The sequence below is a fragment of the Candidatus Tisiphia endosymbiont of Mystacides longicornis genome, assembly GCF_964031095.1.
Classification (GTDB): Bacteria; Pseudomonadota; Alphaproteobacteria; order Rickettsiales; family Rickettsiaceae; genus Tisiphia.
Genome location: NZ_OZ035004.1, coordinates 1123665 through 1139390, shown reverse-complemented (window position 1 = coordinate 1139390; position 15726 = coordinate 1123665). Strand labels below are relative to the sequence as shown.

Annotated in this window: 15 protein-coding genes, 1 tRNA gene and 1 pseudogene; 15 read left to right on the top strand and 2 right to left on the bottom strand. The window is 35.0% G+C overall.

All coding sequences use genetic code 11. The features are described 5' to 3' along the window. Window positions 1–2 precede the first annotated feature (2 nt). Both ACQH6S_RS05840 and ACQH6S_RS05835 read right to left on the bottom strand, forming a co-directional pair. On the bottom strand, window positions 3–1175 hold the full coding sequence (locus ACQH6S_RS05840; RefSeq protein WP_425360189.1) for an MFS transporter: 1173 nt from the start codon (window positions 1173–1175) through the stop codon (window positions 3–5). 443 nt (window positions 1176–1618) lie between these two features. After that, window positions 1619–1852 (bottom strand): hypothetical protein, encoded by a 234-nt coding sequence (locus tag ACQH6S_RS05835; RefSeq protein ID WP_133062952.1) that lies wholly within the window; start codon window positions 1850–1852, stop codon window positions 1619–1621. Window positions 1853–2266: 414 nt separating this feature from the next. Between ACQH6S_RS05835 and ruvC the strand changes: the two genes are divergently transcribed. The 15 genes and pseudogenes from ruvC (at window position 2267) to rpoB (ending at window position 15630) form a co-directional block, all read left to right on the top strand. Continuing rightward, window positions 2267–2737 carry a crossover junction endodeoxyribonuclease RuvC gene (ruvC, locus tag ACQH6S_RS05830; protein WP_425360188.1) on the top strand — a complete coding sequence of 157 codons (471 nt, stop codon included), beginning with the start codon at window positions 2267–2269 and terminating at the stop codon, window positions 2735–2737. A gap of 34 nt (window positions 2738–2771) precedes the next feature. Then, window positions 2772–3503, top strand: coding sequence for an RNA methyltransferase (locus tag ACQH6S_RS05825; protein WP_425360187.1), 732 nt, complete (start codon window positions 2772–2774; stop codon window positions 3501–3503). Window positions 3504–3700: 197 nt separating this feature from the next. Then, window positions 3701–4087, top strand: a complete 387-nt coding sequence (gene rpsL, locus ACQH6S_RS05820) for a 30S ribosomal protein S12 (RefSeq protein WP_341748806.1) — start codon at window positions 3701–3703, stop codon at window positions 4085–4087. A 19-nt stretch (window positions 4088–4106) separates the two neighbouring features. After that, entirely contained in the window at window positions 4107–4595 is a 489-nt protein-coding gene (gene rpsG / locus ACQH6S_RS05815; RefSeq protein ID WP_094648754.1) for a 30S ribosomal protein S7, read from the top strand. Window positions 4596–4603: 8 nt separating this feature from the next. After that, on the top strand, window positions 4604–6679 hold the full coding sequence (gene fusA / locus ACQH6S_RS05810; protein WP_341748807.1) for an elongation factor G: 2076 nt from the start codon (window positions 4604–4606) through the stop codon (window positions 6677–6679). 325 nt (window positions 6680–7004) lie between these two features. After that, window positions 7005–7080, top strand: a tRNA-Trp gene (locus tag ACQH6S_RS05805). Window positions 7081–7099: 19 nt separating this feature from the next. Continuing rightward, complete coding sequence (gene secE, locus ACQH6S_RS05800; RefSeq protein ID WP_094648770.1) at window positions 7100–7300, top strand: preprotein translocase subunit SecE; 201 nt, start codon at window positions 7100–7102, stop codon at window positions 7298–7300. A 5-nt stretch (window positions 7301–7305) separates the two neighbouring features. Then, window positions 7306–7854, top strand: a complete 549-nt coding sequence (nusG, locus tag ACQH6S_RS05795; RefSeq protein WP_204839942.1) for a transcription termination/antitermination protein NusG — start codon at window positions 7306–7308, stop codon at window positions 7852–7854. Between the two features lie 200 nt (window positions 7855–8054). Beyond that, a pseudogene (locus tag ACQH6S_RS05790) lies at window positions 8055–8210 on the top strand (palindromic element RPE1 domain-containing protein); the annotation flags it as partial. Between the two features lie 58 nt (window positions 8211–8268). Further along, window positions 8269–8703: a 50S ribosomal protein L11 gene (gene rplK, locus ACQH6S_RS05785; protein WP_094648771.1), complete on the top strand. Its 435-nt coding sequence runs from the start codon at window positions 8269–8271 to the stop codon at window positions 8701–8703. A 3-nt stretch (window positions 8704–8706) separates the two neighbouring features. Beyond that, entirely contained in the window at window positions 8707–9435 is a 729-nt protein-coding gene (gene rplA, locus ACQH6S_RS05780; protein ID WP_425364414.1) for a 50S ribosomal protein L1, read from the top strand. Window positions 9436–9452: 17 nt separating this feature from the next. Beyond that, on the top strand, window positions 9453–9962 hold the full coding sequence (gene rplJ / locus ACQH6S_RS05775) for a 50S ribosomal protein L10 (RefSeq protein WP_094648758.1): 510 nt from the start codon (window positions 9453–9455) through the stop codon (window positions 9960–9962). Window positions 9963–9994: 32 nt separating this feature from the next. After that, a complete protein-coding gene (rplL, locus tag ACQH6S_RS05770; RefSeq protein WP_341759345.1) occupies window positions 9995–10363 on the top strand; it encodes a 50S ribosomal protein L7/L12 in 369 nt (122 codons plus the stop codon). Window positions 10364–10385: 22 nt separating this feature from the next. Continuing rightward, window positions 10386–10508, top strand: coding sequence for a palindromic element RPE2 domain-containing protein (locus ACQH6S_RS05765; protein WP_133062913.1), 123 nt, complete (start codon window positions 10386–10388; stop codon window positions 10506–10508). Window positions 10509–11523: 1015 nt separating this feature from the next. Further along, on the top strand, window positions 11524–15630 hold the full coding sequence (gene rpoB, locus ACQH6S_RS05760) for a DNA-directed RNA polymerase subunit beta (RefSeq protein ID WP_425360185.1): 4107 nt from the start codon (window positions 11524–11526) through the stop codon (window positions 15628–15630). Window positions 15631–15726: the final 96 nt, after the last annotated feature.

Genomic DNA, 15726 nt, shown 5'->3' with positions numbered 1-15726 from the left:
TATTATAATTCAGATTCATTAAAAATCTTATCTTCTTGCAATAGTTTATAACAGAAAATCAATGCTATGACTATAGTGATACACATAACAATTGCTAATGATGTAAAATTACCCTGATAAAAATAGCTAGCCAATTGCAAACATATTGCTGTAATAATCAATCTTCCTGATACCAGTATAGCAGTAATCCTCCCTTTAGCATTTGGCACACTCTCTAATACAAGTATCCATAAAATATTACAAGGAAATATGCTACCAACTGCCACTAATTGTACTACTATTGTTATTGTTAATGGATCATTAGTTTTAAGTATAATCAAAATTATAGCAGCAATTATAAAAGCTACCAGTGCTGCAATACTAAAGAAAAAACATTTTTTCTGTCCAAACTTGTTTAATAAATACCCACTGCTAAAACTAAAAGCTGAAAATATTGCTGCCAATGCTCCTTGATATAGACCAAATTGTTGAATAGGTACCCCTAAATCTCGCATATACAAGACAGGGGCAATACCAATAAACACCCAATAAGCTTGAAATAAAAAAATCAGAGTTATTAGATAATAGATAGCTTTTTTAGACTTAAAGACTACGCTATATTCTCTTAGGGATATTTTTACATTATCATTTGCCTGCCCTTTGGGAATAAATAATATGCCGATTATCAAACACAAGACTCCCAATATTAACAGTATAGCAAAATTCCCTCGCCAACTAAGCAAAAAATTTACATAACTTCCTACTACCGGGGCAAAAGCCATAGCTAAGGTAACAGTACCAGTTAAAGTACCCACCATTTGTTGTTGTTGTTCGACCGAATATATATCAGCAAGTACTAGATAGCAAAGCACTGCTACTCCAGATATACCAGCCCCTTGCAGGAATCTACCAAATAATATCATATAATAATCGATGGCAAACAGACAAAATACACTGCCAATCACAAATATTACAAGACCTATAAGAATAATTACTCTTCTACCAAACCTATCTCCTAAATTTCCAACAATTAGAGCTGTGAAACAATGGGCTATAAGATTTATTCCTAGTAAAAATTCGACCTTAAAAGTAGAAATATTAAAGGTATCTTGTAAATCTGGAAAACTAGGGACAAATAAATCTACCTCAGCCCCAGCCAAAATTTCCATAATTATAATAGCAATAAACAAATTCATGCAAACACACTTTTGAATTTAAAAATGAATATATATTATATAACTCACCTTACGCATATAGTCAATTAACCTGAATTAGCGCCGAATAAGCACCCATCGTGCTGTCATTGCGAGGAGGTGTAAGCCTCTGAAGCAATCCATTAATAGTTTTTTTGGATTGCTTCGTCGCTACTAAAGTAGCTTCTCGCAATGACGCTAAACTATTTTCTATATGACTTTTAAATGCCATACGTAAGGTGAGTTATATAAAAACACTTCCAATATTTTTCAGCTTATTTTGCAGGTCTGTTTCCACAGAAATAACAAGAATTCGGTTATAACTAAAGAATGAAACGGGAGAATGACAAGAAGACGAAATGTCCAGAAATGATACCACTTTTTACAGTGTCGAAAGAAAGAGCTGGTATAGAAAATATCCTATACCAGCCTGTAGAATAAAGAAATTATTTCTTTTCTTCTTTCTTGTCGTCTTTTTTCTTCGTATTTGTTGTATCTTGGTTATCCGCATTTTCTTCTTGTTGCTGATCCGTAGCAGTTGAATCTTTTTTATCAGAAGACGAACCCGCAGCAAAAGCAGAAATAGAGAAAGCCAAAGTTAGAATAATAGTTAGTAAATTTTTCATAGTAAACCTCATTTTTTGTACTGGTGATTCTAGCTTAAAATGTATAATATTCAAGTCAAATAATAGATAAAATTGTTTTCTTACATAAAAATAAATTATTAATATGATAACTATGTGTCATTTTAGTTAATCTATACTTAATTTATATGATTTTTACTGGTATAGTTAATTGATGAGAAATTGGGGACGTTGTTGCTCATAAGCGTTAGTTTAAGAAAACAATAACTGAAAAACCGTCGTTGCGAGGAGACCTTAGGTCGACGAAGCAATTCAGAAAAGTGATTAGAAAAGATTGCCACGCCACCTACGGTGGCTCGCTAATAGACGACTTTTCTACTTTATTTTCTTAAACTAATGCCTATACGGCATCGCTCCTAGCCCCAAATTCTCCTGAATTAACTATATCAACTCAAATAATTTGAAGAATTAAATAATTTTTTATAAAAATCTATTAGTGGGAGAGTAATTTTGGTTATACTAGGAATTGACCCATCTTTAGCTGGTATGGGATGGGGAGTAATTGATACTAATCCTCTGAAATATTTAGCTAGCGGGGTGATAAAGACTAAATCAAGTGAGCTGATGCATAAAAGGTTAGCTTTCATTACGACATCCTTGCAAAAGGTAATAACGCAATATCAACCTGTTATTGTTGCGATGGAGGAGACTTTTGTTAATATGAATAGTGTATCATCTTTGAAATTGGGATATGCTAGAGGGGCGGTTATGTCACTTATTGGAGGATATGATGTTGCTTTTCAAGAATTTAAACCTAATGTTATTAAGAAATCAGTAGTGGGGTATGGACACGCCGAAAAAAATCAGGTTTTGCAAATGATTAAGCTTTTACTACCAGGGGCAGTTGCTATTAGTAACTTTGATGAAGCAGATGCTCTTGCGGTAGCCTATGTTTGCTTTGCTTACACCCCAAAAATTTGAAAAATTAATATATAATATAATTAAGTATTAGAATATGTCACGAAATCAAAAACATCCAGGCTCAAAAGATTTGAGTATGCCAATTATTATTTTAGTAGAGCCTCAAATGGGGGAGAATATTGGTGCCACTGCCAGAGCAATGAAAAATTTTAATGCTTCCGAGTTGAGAATTGTTACGCCTAGAGATGGTTGGCCAAACAAACAGGCACGTAGTGTGGCGGTATCAGCGATAGATATCATAGATGATGCTAAGATTTATGATAGTTTAGAAGCCAGTATCGAGGATATTGATTATTTATATGCAACAACTGTAGCATCACGTAATATCAATAAAGATTATGTTCTATCAGAGAATTTAAGTCAAGATTGTCCGGCAGGTCTTAAAGTAGGTATTATGTTTGGTCGTGAAAATTGTGGTTTGCAAAATAGGGAGATTACTTATGCCCATAAGATTATTAATATTAATACCGGAGATTTTAATTCTCTGAACATTGCCCAGTCGGTAATTATCATATGTTATGAGTTGTTTCGTAGTAAACAGTCGAGAGTAAATGTTAGTAATGAACAGGAGTTAGCGTCAAGAGGTGAATTAGGATATTTTTTTGAACATTTATTTACTGAATTAAATAATAAGAATTTTTTTAAAGTTCCTGAGAAGAAATTACACATGACACAAAATATTATGAATATTTTTACTCGTATAGATAAATTATCTAGTGCAGAATTGCAAACTTTAAGGGGGGTAATTGCAACTTTAAGTTCATAAAAATAGCTAATATAGTTAAGTTTATTAAAAACACTTTGCTTTTATGAAAAAATTAGCTATAGTTCCACCTGTTGCCTCTTAATAGTGAAAGTGGTAAAGTATATAGTTTTTCCATAACTTTAAGGATTTAGTATATAATCTTATCATTTTAAAAGTTAATAAACTAAGAGTCAAAAGAAATAATTTTGGAGTATTGGATGCCAACAAATAATCAATTAGTCCGTTTTGGAAGAAAGTCGAAGGTTCGTAGAACAAAATCCCCGGCTTTAGAATCCAATCCATTTTTGAAAGGTGTTTGTGTAATAGTGAAAACTGTTACTCCTAAGAAGCCTAACTCTGCTCTTCGTAAGATGGCACGTGTTCGCTTAAGTAATGGGCAGTATGTCAATGCTTATATACCTGGTGAAGGTCATAATTTACAAGAACACTCAACAGTATTGGTTAGAGGCGGAAGGGTTCCTGATCTTCCGGGTGTTAAGTACCATATAGTACGTGGTGCTTATGATACTCAGGGTGTAAAAAATCGTAAACAAGGACGCTCACGTTATGGTACGTCAGCGAAGCAGCAAGCTGTAAAAAAATAATTTGAAATAGAGAGATAAGATGTCACGTCGTCATGCCGCAGAGAGAAGGGTTGTCTTGCCTGATATGAAGTATAATAGCCCTTTGCTTGCTAGGTTCATTAATAATATTATGAGAGAAGGAAAAAAAGCTTTAGCTGAAAAGATAGTATATTCTGCTTTTAATAAGATAGAGAAAAAGCATAAGGTAGACCCTTATGAAACTTTCAATAATGCGATGAATAATGTTAAGCCATATCTTGAGGTTACGTCAGTAAGGGTAGGAGGGGCAAACTATCAAGTCCCGTCTCCTGTTGATGAGAAAAGGGGATATGCACTTGCATCGCGTTGGATTATTAATGCAGCAAATAAACGTTCTGAGAAGATGATGATTGATAAATTAGCTGAGGAACTATTTGAAGCGTCAAATAGTAGAGGCGTTGCTATTAAAAAGAGAGAGGATACTCATAAAATGGCTGAAGCTAATAAGGCTTTTGCTCATTTTAGTCCTAAAAAATCGCAACCAAGGTAATAAGCTATATGTCAACTACTGAATTTTCTCTTGCTAACACCCGTAATATCGGGATTTGTGCTCATATTGATGCTGGTAAAACTACTACAACCGAGCGTATTCTTTTCTATACTGGTAAATCACATAAGATTGGTGAAGTCCATGAAGGTGGTGCTACCATGGATTGGATGGAACAAGAGCAAGAGCGTGGTATTACCATTACTTCTGCTGCTACTACCTGTTATTGGCAAAATAAAAGAATTAACATTATCGATACACCAGGTCACGTAGATTTTACTATCGAAGTAGAAAGATCTCTGAGGGTTCTTGATGGGGCGGTAGCGGTATTTGATGGGGTGGCCGGTGTTGAGCCACAATCAGAAATAGTATGGAGACAGGCTGATAAATATGAAGTGCCTAGAATGTGTTTTGTCAATAAGATGGACAGAATGGGTGCTAATTTTTATCAATGCGTGGAAATGATTAAAGATCGCCTTGGGGCAAAACCTTTGGTCATTCAGTTGCCAGTTGGTATTGAAGAAAATTTTAAAGGAGTTATTGACCTAATTAAGATGAAGGCAATAATCTGGAAAGATGAATCTCTTGGTGCTGAATATTCATACGAAGATATTCCTAGTGATATGCTAGAAAAAGTTGAAGAATATCGTACTTTGCTTGTTGAGATGGTTGCTGAAATTGATGATAATTTAATGGAAAAATATTTGTCAGCCGAAGAATTTACTGAAGAAGAAATTAAATCAGCAATAAGAAAAGGAACAATTAATAGAGCCTTTTTCCCAGTATTATGTGGTAGTGCTTTTAAAAATAAAGGTGTACAACCCTTGTTAGATGCAGTGGTTGATTATTTACCTTCACCGGTTGATATTGGAACCGTTAGAGGAATAGAGGTTGATTCTGGAGAAGAAAAAGATTTTAAAATTTCAGCGTCTGAACCTCTTGCTGCTTTAGCATTTAAAGTAATGACTGATCCATTTGTTGGCTCTCTTACGTTTGTCAGGATTTATTCTGGTAAGATTAGTTCTGGTGTTACTGTGATTAACACGGTAAAGAATCAAAAGGAACGAGTAGGTAGAATGTTGCTGATGCATGCTAATGAAAGGGAGGATGTTAAGGAAGCTTTGGCAGGAGATATTGTTGCCTTGGCTGGTCTGAAGAATACCACTACTGGTGATACTTTATGTGGCATGGATAAGCAGGTTGTTTTGGAGAGAATGGAATTTCCTGAACCGGTTATTGAACTAGCTGTAGAACCAAAATCAACTGCCGATCAAGAAAAAATGGGAATGGCATTATCTAGGTTAGCTGCTGAAGATCCATCTTTTAGAGTGTCAACTGATCAAGAAAGCGGTCAGACTGTTATTAAAGGTATGGGAGAGCTGCATTTAGAGATCATGGTTGATCGTATGAAGCGTGAGTTTAAGGTTGAGGTTAATGTTGGAGCTCCACAAGTAGCTTATCGTGAGACAATTACTAGCAAATGTGAGATTGATTACACACATAAAAAACAATCTGGTGGAGCTGGACAATTTGCCCGGGTTAAAATAATATTTGAGCCTCAAGAAGCTGGAGAAGGCTTTCTTTTTGAAAGCAAAATCGTTGGTGGAGCTATACCAAAAGAATTTATTCCTGGTGTTGAAAAGGGTCTAAATAATATTAAGGATACAGGGGTAGTTGCTGGTTATCCAATGATTGATTTCAAAGCAACTTTGATAGATGGAGCATTCCACGATGTGGATTCAAGTGTATTAGCGTTTGAGATAGCTACTAAGGCTGCTTTTAGGGAAGGAATGCCAAAAGGTAATCCAAAGTTACTTGAGCCAATTATGAAAGTGGAAGTGATTACTCCAAATGAATATATGGGTGATATTATTGGCGACCTAAATAGCCGTAGAGGACAAATGCAAAGCATGGATCCAAGGGGTAATGCACAGGCGATAATTGCCAATGTACCTCTAGCTGAAATGTTTGGTTATGTTAGTACTTTGCGGTCTTTATCACAAGGTAGGTCTCAATATAGTATGGTTTTTTCTCATTATGAGCAAGTGCCGTTACAGGTAGCTGAGACTATTAAAGGTAAAAAATAAAAATATTTTTCACATAAAGTATTAGTGGATCATATATGATGTGATATTATAATTTATGGTAGTTTAAAGATTGTAGGGAAATAGTTAAAAATGGATTGCTTCGACCTACTTACGTGGTCTCGCAATGACGCTTGGGGTATGTTGTAAGCCTCAAATGTCATTGCGAGGAGACCGTAAGGTCAACGAAGCAATCCACAAAAGTAACCAAAATGGGTTGCTTCGACCTACTTACGTGGTCTTGCAATGACGTTGACTGTTTTTGCAATTTTTAAATTGTGATTGTAATTTATTAAGAAATAGTTTGATTTTTTAATAAGAATGTGATAGGAGTGTAGCTCAATTGGTAGAGCATCGGTCTCCAAAACCGAAGGTTGCGGGTTCGATTCCTGTCGCTCCTGCCAATAAATGAGTTTGTATAATATGTTAAAGGAAAATAGAGTTTATAAATTTTATGAGCAAGTAAAGCAAGAAGTTTATAAAATTGTTTGGCTCGGTAAGAAGGAATTGATAACTTCAACTATTATAGTAGTGGTAGCTGTATTTATTTTTAGTATAATTTGTTTAGTATTAGATTACGGTATACATAGTATAATGCAGATTTTACTTAATATTGGGAAGTAGAAAGAATAGGTTTAGGGAAAATTGTGGTGCAGTGGTACGTTATTCATACATTATCAGGCTCAGAAAAGCGTGTAAAGCAACTGATTCTTGATCAAATTGCCAAGCAAGGTATGTCGGAATTTTTTGAAGATATCGTGGTTCCGGTTATTGAAGTACCTGAAGTTAAGCGTGGTAAGAACGTTAAGACTGAAAAGAAATTTATGCCTGGTTATATTTTGATTAAAATGAAAATGACCGATGATACTTGGCATTTGGTAAAAAGTGTCACTAAAGTTACAGGATTTTTGGGTAGTAAAAGTATACCACAAGCTCTTAGTGAAAAAGAAGTACAAAATATTTTTAGCAAGCTTGAATCTGAAACTAAAGATGCTAGGGTTTCAAAATTATATGAAATTGGTGAAGCGATAATTGTTACTGACGGTCCATTTGAGACTTTCACAGGAGTTATAGAAGAAATTGATTATGACAAAAATAAATTGCGTGTGTCTATATCTATTTTTGGTAAAGCAACTCCTATAGAATTAAATTTTACGCAAGTTAGGAAAAATAGTTAGCTTGTTTTGTGGTGATTAATGGTCATTGCGTGAAGCCGACGAAGCAATCTAGGAAAATGATTAGAAATGGATTGCTTCGACCATTACGTGGTCTCGCAATGACTTATGATGTTATTGCAAGGAGCTACTAAAGTAGTTCCTCGCAATGATGTTAAGTTATTTTCCTTATGGCTTTTAAGTGCCATGTGTAAGGTAAACAAAGACCTCTTGCAAAACTCGCTTATGCTGAGGAATTTGGAGGAAACTCGGAACGCAGAATCGCAGCGTACTCTAATGTACGTGAGGACTCGAGTACCGCATTGACGTACAAATTACCAGCAGAAGTAGAGTTTTGCAAGAGGTCTAATAGACTAATTAGTAAATTATTATTAGATAATTACCAATTAGTGTTAAATGAATAAAAATAGGATTATAATGGCAAAAAAAATAAAATCTTATATTAAGTTAACGGTGCCAGCAGGTAAAGCTAATCCAGCTCCGCCTATTGGTTCTACCCTTGGTCAAAGGAAGCTTAATATTATGGAATTTTGTAAGGCATTTAATGCTGCTACTCAAGGCTTTGAACCAGGTATGCCTATTCCAGTGCTAATTACTGCTTATGAAGATAATAGTTTTACTTTTGTAACTAAGACTTCCCCAGCATCGTATTATTTAAAACAATTTGCTAAAATTCCTAAAGGTTCTAGTGCTACTAAAAAAGAGGCATTTGTTGGTAAGGTTACCATGTCAGATTGTATGGAAATTGCCAAAATTAAGATGGTGGATCTTAATGCTGATAATTTAATAGCTGCCGCTAAAATTATTCGTGGTACTGCTGAATCTATGGGGCTTGAAGTAGTAGGAGATTAATATATGATAGTTGATAAAAAGGATGTTGTGAATAATAGAAAGTTAACTGGTGGTAAAAAAATACGGGCAACGAGAAAGAATATAGAGTTGGCTAGCAACCGTACTTTAGCAGAAGGAATAGAAGCTTTGCAGTCGGCATCCTATACTAAATTTGATTCTACTTTGGAAGTGGTAATGAAATTAGGGGTAGATCCTAAACATTCGGATCAAATGGTGCGTGGTGTTGTGGCATTGCCAGCTGGTACCGGTAAAGTTAGTAGAGTTGCAGTGATTTGTAAGGATGAACAGATAGAAGAAGCTAAAGCCGCTGGAGCAGATATGGCTGGTTCTACAGAGATTATCGATGATATTAAGGCTGGGAAAATTAATTTTGACGTTTGTATTGCAACACCAAATATGATGTCAGCAATAGGTTCGGTGGCAAGAATTCTTGGGCCAAAGGGCTTAATGCCTAATCCAAAACTTGGCACGGTAACTACAGATATCGTAACGGCAATTAAAAATGCCAAAAGTGGTCAAGTAGAGTATAGGGTTGAAAAGGCTGGTATTATTCATGCTGGAGTTGGTAAATTATCATTTACTAAACAAGATTTAGTAAATAATGCATCAACCTTGATATCTGCTGTAGTTAAAGCAAAGCCTTCTGGTGCTAAAGGAAATTATTTAAAAGCAATATATCTATCTTCTACTATGGGTCCATCAGTAAAAATAGATTTAGCAACTATATCGTAACGACAAGGAGAGTTAAGGTGTTAAGATCAGAGAAACATGAGTTTGTCGCAGAACTTGAAGGAGTGTATCAGCGGTCAAACTCCGTGATAGTTACTCATTATCATGGGCTTACTGTTAGTCAAGTGACTACGCTACGTAGGACTCTTAAAGCAAAAAATGTGGGATTCAAAGTAGTTAAAAATACTTTGTCAAAAATAGCAGCCAATAAGGCTGGTGTTGATAATGTTGCACATTTGTTTGCTGGTCCCACAGCACTAGCATATTCTGAAGACCTTGTTGAAGCTGCAAAACTTATCGTAGAATTTGCAAAAACTAATGAATGTTTGAAAATAGTTGGTGGTTTAGTAAATAACCAAGTATTAGATGCAAGCTCTGTACAACAATTGGCAAAATTGCCTTCATTAGACGCACTCAGAGGCAAAATTATTGGGCTTCTACAAGCTCCTGCAACTAAAATTGCTGGCGTTATACAAGCTCCTGCATCTGGACTTGCTAGAGTTTTGCAAGCTTATGCAAATAAAAGTTAATTTAATAAAAAAGTTTTAAAAGGAAGAAAATTATGACAGACCTAGTAAAAATCGTAGATCAATTATCAACTCTTACAGTAATTCAAGCAGCAGAGCTTTCAAAAATGCTAGAAGAAAAATGGGGTGTAACAGCCGCCGCTCCTGTAGCAGTAGCTGCAGCTCCTGCTGCATCAGAAGCAGTAGCTGAAAAGACAGCCTTTGAAGTTGTTTTGGTTAGTAGTGGTGATAAAAAAATAGACGTAATTAAGGTCACTAGAGAGCTTACTGGTCTTGGTTTGAAAGAAGCTAAAGAATTAGTTGATGCTGCCCCAAAAACTATTAAATCTGGTGTAAATAAAGAAGAAGCTGAAAGCTTTAAAGAAAAATTAGAAGCAGTTGGAGCAAAAGTTGAATTAAAATAATTTTCATAATATCAGTTATTTTATGAGAATTATGGTCGATTCAGGAGCATTTGGGGCTAGGAACAATGGAGCGACGCCTATAAGTAATAGGCGAGCATTGAGCGACAACGTCCCCAACTTCTCATCAATTGACTATAGTGAATAACTTGAATTGGTAACGTTATAAATCCGATTAGTATTTAGCCTAAGCGTCATTGCGAGGAGTGTGGAAATCGCACGACAAAGCAATCTATAAAATTAACCAAAATGGATTGCCACGACCACTATGTGGTCTCGCAATGACAGATAACGTCATTACGAGGAGCCACTTTTAGTGGTCGAAGCAATCCAAAAAAACTATTAAAATGGATTGTTTCGGAGGCTTACCCCTTCTCGCTAATAGACAGTACGATGGGTGCTTATTCGACACTAATTCAGGTTAATTGACTATATGTATATTCTAATTCTTTAAATTATTGGAGTATACATTGATATATTTAGCGTTTTTAGTACTGAATCTAGGTTTGTATTGTTGATAATGGGAATAAACTTGTTGTGTGATATTCTATTTTGCTTAAGAGTTGTGGTGCTAAATATACTTTCGTGCCTGCAAAAACTATTGCATTTTATACAAAAATATAAACAAAAAGCTATTAAACTCCTAGGGCGGATATTTTTTGTCATGGGAGAATTTGGCGTTTGTTTATTCAAAATTCTAAATCAGCTGAAGATTTGCAACAGATTTATGCATTTTAGCTTCACAGAGCCTATTAATTTAAAGAATTTATTCATACTATTTAGCAAAAATAAAAATAATTTGAGATTATGCTTGAATAATTTAAAGCTTGAATAATTAGAGAATTGGTTTCGTAAAACTATAAACTGTGCATGGGCTTTTGTTCTGAATATGCATATGTCAGATTTCTTTTTTGTTTTATATGCCAATTCTCCAAATAATTCGAACATACATTACTTCTAAATTGAGTTCTTTAAGTGGCTTTTTGTTTGGTTTCAAAACAAAAATTATTGAAAGTTACAATTTTTATCAAAAATATGACAAAAAGTTATGACAGAAACTTTGTTCACAGCAACAAGTCTATTTTTTTCAAGATTACAGCCGAGTTACCAATTACATATATTGGCAACTCGCGTTAAGATATAGAAATTAATCGGGAGATTATATGACAACGCAGTCCTTATCAATTGGTAAACGCATAAGAAAGAATTTTGGTCACATAAATTTGGTAGCATCTATACCAAATTTGATTGAGGTTCAGAAAAATTCTTATGAAAAAGGTTTTTTACAATTTGGAGTTAAAGACTTTGAGCGAGAAAACAAAGGATTACAATCAGTATTAAGTTCAATTTTCCCGATTCATGATCCCTCTAATATTGCCTATTTAGAATTTGCTAAATATGAATTTGATAATCCTAAATATGATGTTGAGGAGTGTACACAAAGAGGTCTTAGTTATGCTGCTCCCCTTAAAGTTACATTGAGATTAAGTATTTGGGATATTGACGAAGATACTGGAGCAAGAGAAATTAAAGGTATTAAAGAACAAGAAGTTTATATGGGGGATATTCCCCTGATGACCAAAAATGGTACCTTTATTATTAATGGTACAGAAAGGGTAGTAGTATCACAGATGCATAGGTCACCTGGTGTGTTTTTCTACCATGATGAGGGTAAAGTTCACTCTTCAGGGAAGTTTTTGTATTCTGCTAGGGTTATACCATATAGAGGATCATGGTTAGATTTTGAGTTTGATGCTAAAGATGTTATGTACTTTAGAATAGATAGGAAAAGAAAGCTTTATGTTACTACTCTGCTTAGAGCTATTGGAATGTCTACTAATGAAATTATAAAATTCTACTATGATACGGTAACCTGTTTTACCAAGGATGGATGCTGGGCAACGAAGTTTATACCAGAATCTGTAAATGCTCATAGGCTAGTTACTGATTTAGTAGATGCAGATACTGGTAATATCATACTGGCATCTGGGCAAAAGATCACTCCTCGTTTGGCTAAGAAGTTTGCTCAAGATGGAGTGAAAAATATTTTGGTAGAAGGTGAGTATTTGGTAGGGAAATATTTAGCACATGATCTTGTTAATCCAGATAATGGTGAGGTACTAGCTACCATTGCTGAAATGATCACAATAGATATGCTAAATTCTATTATGACTCTTGGAATTTCGTCTGTCGACGTACTTGCTATCAATACCCAATCAGGTCCTTACATAAGAAATACCTTATTTGCTGATAAAAACCAAAATTATGAATCAGCATTGATCGACATATTCAGGGTATTACGACCAGGAGAACCGGCTAATATTGAAGCGGCTAAGATATTATTTAATAATTTATTTTTTGAGCCTGAAAGATATGATCTCTCGGAAGTTGGTCGTATTAAAATGAATTCAAGATTGGAACTTAACATACCAGAATCTACAGCTATTTTAACTATTGAAGATATTAAACATATTCTTAAAGTTTTAGTAGATCTAAAAGATGGCAAAGGTTCGATAGATGATATTGATCATCTTGGTAATAGAAGAGTTAGGTCAGTTGGTGAATTAATTGAGAATCAATTTCGGATTGGTCTGGTTCGTATGGAAAAATCAGTACTTGAAAGAATGTCTGTGGTTGATCTTGATGCGGTTATGCCTCATGATTTAGTAAATTCAAAAGTTTTAGTTTCTGTAGTAAAAGAATTTTTTAGTACATCACAACTTTCCCAGTTTATGGATCAAACTAATCCATTATCAGAAATAACTCATAAGAGAAGATTATCAGCTTTAGGACCTGGTGGAATTAGTAGGGAGAGAGCTGGATTTGAAGTGAGGGACGTTCACCCTACCCATTATGGACGTATTTGCCCAATCGAAACACCAGAAGGACAGAATATCGGTTTGATTAATTCCATGGCTACTTATGCTAGGGTTAATAAACATGGTTTCATTGAAACTCCTTATCGAAAAGTTGTAGATGGTCGTGTAACAGATGAAGTTGTTTACTTGTCAGCAATTGAAGAAGGAAAATATAAAATTGCTCAAGCTAATGCAGTTATCGATAAAAAAGGTTTATTACAGGAAGAGTTAATTAACTGTCGGATTGATGGTGGTAATTTTGTTATGGTTACCCCGGCAGAAATAGATTATATTGACGTTACTCCGATGCAGGTTGTTTCTGTTGCTGCATCACTTATTCCATTTTTAGAAAATGATGATGCTAATAGAGCTTTGATGGGATCAAATATGCAACGTCAGGCTGTACCACTTATTAGAAGTGATGCTCCTTTAGTTGGTACTGGTATTGAAGGAATTGTTGCCCAAGATTCTGGAGTTTCAGTTGTTGCCTTACATGATGGAATAGTAGAGCAAGTTGAATCGACTAGAATAGTAGTAAGGACTAAGGAGCAGAAAACAGATGGCTCACCTGGTGTAGACATTTATAATTTATTGAAATTTCAAAGATCTAACCATAATACTTGTATTAATCAGAAACCATTAATTAATGTTGGTGATTATGTCGCAAAAGGTGAAGTAATTGCTGATGGACCAAGCACCGATAATGGGGAGATAGCTCTTGGTAGAAATGTTCTGGTGGCTTTCTTACCATGGAGTGGTTATAATTTTGAAGATTCAATTTTAATATCAGAACGTATTGTAAAAGATGATGTTTACACTTCAATTCATATTGAAGAATTTGAAATAATTGCTAGAGATACTAGACTTGGGCCTGAGGAAATCACTCGTGATATCCCAAATGTTAGTGATGAAAGTTTACGTCATCTTGACGAAGTAGGTATAGTATATGTTGGGGCAGAAGTAAAACCAGGTGATATTTTGGTGGGTAAGGTTACTCCTAAAAGTGAGTCACCTATGACTCCGGAAGAAAAATTACTTCGAGCTATTTTTGGAGAAAAGGCTTCGGATGTTCGGGACTCTTCTTTACGCGTTCCTTCTGGAATCACTGGTACAGTGGTAGAGGTACGAGTATTTTCTCGTAGAGGAGTAGAAAAAGATGAGCGTGCTATAGCTATTGAAAAACAACAAATTGAAAAATTATCAAAAGACAGAGATGATGAACTTCGAGTCATAGAGCATTTTGTTTTTATGCGTTTAGAGAAGATTCTAACAGGACAAATAGTTGTTAGTGGTCCTAAATCGGTAAAACCTGGTCAATTAATTAGCGAGCAAACCCTTGGATCATTATCAAAGGGACAATTTTGGCAGCTAATTGTTGAAGATGCTGATGTAATGAATGAAATTGAGCAAATTAAACGTCATTATGATGAAAAGAAAGATAGACTCAATAAGTGTTTTAGTAACAAAGTAGAAAAACTACAAAGTGGCGATGATTTACCACAAGGGGCTCTTAAAGTTGTAAAAGTATTTATTGCGACTAAACATAAACTGCAACCTGGAGATAAAATGGCGGGAAGACACGGAAATAAAGGTGTTATCTCTCGTATTATGCCAGAAGAAGATATGCCATTTTTAGAAGATGGTACAGTAGTTGATATAGTTCTTAACCCACTTGGTTTACCTTCACGGATGAATATAGGACAGATTTTAGAGACTCATCTTGGTTGGGCGGCAGTAAATCTTGGTAAAAAAATATCTTCTATGTTGAAGCAAGTTCATAACAATAATCTTGATATAGAAGAGTTTAAATCTTTTGTATCGAAGGTATATGGCGAGAATTCAACGACAAAAGATATAAAGCAAATGTCCAATGAAGATATTATGGCATTTTGTCATAATATCGATAAGGGGGTATATTTTTCAACTCCGGTTTTTGATGGGGCAAAGGTTGAGAACGTAAAAGAAATGCTAGCTATGGCAGATCAAGATCCATCTGGTCAAATTAAGTTAATTGATGGTAGAACAGGAGAGTATTTTGATCGTACTGTTACAGTTGGCTATAAATATTTCCTAAAACTGCACCATTTAGCTGATGATAAAATTCATGCTCGTTCTATCGGTCCTTATAGTTTGGTAACTCAACAACCATTAGGTGGTAAATCGCATTTTGGTGGTCAGAGATTTGGGGAGATGGAATGTTGGGGCTTGCAAGCTTATGGTGCTGCTTATACGTTACAAGAAATGTTAACTGTAAAATCGGACGATGTGGTTGGTAGAATTAAAATTTATGAATCGATTGTTCGAGGTGATAATAATTTTGAATCTGGTATCCCTGAGTCATTTAACGTAATGATCAAAGAGTTTAGATCCTTATGTTTGAATGTCAAGCTTGAAGATACTACAACAGATTAATAATATAGTGAATTAACTTGAATTTGCAACGTTATAAACCAGATTAGTATTTAGCCTCAGCGTCATTGCGAGGAGCCACTTTAGTGGCGACGAAGC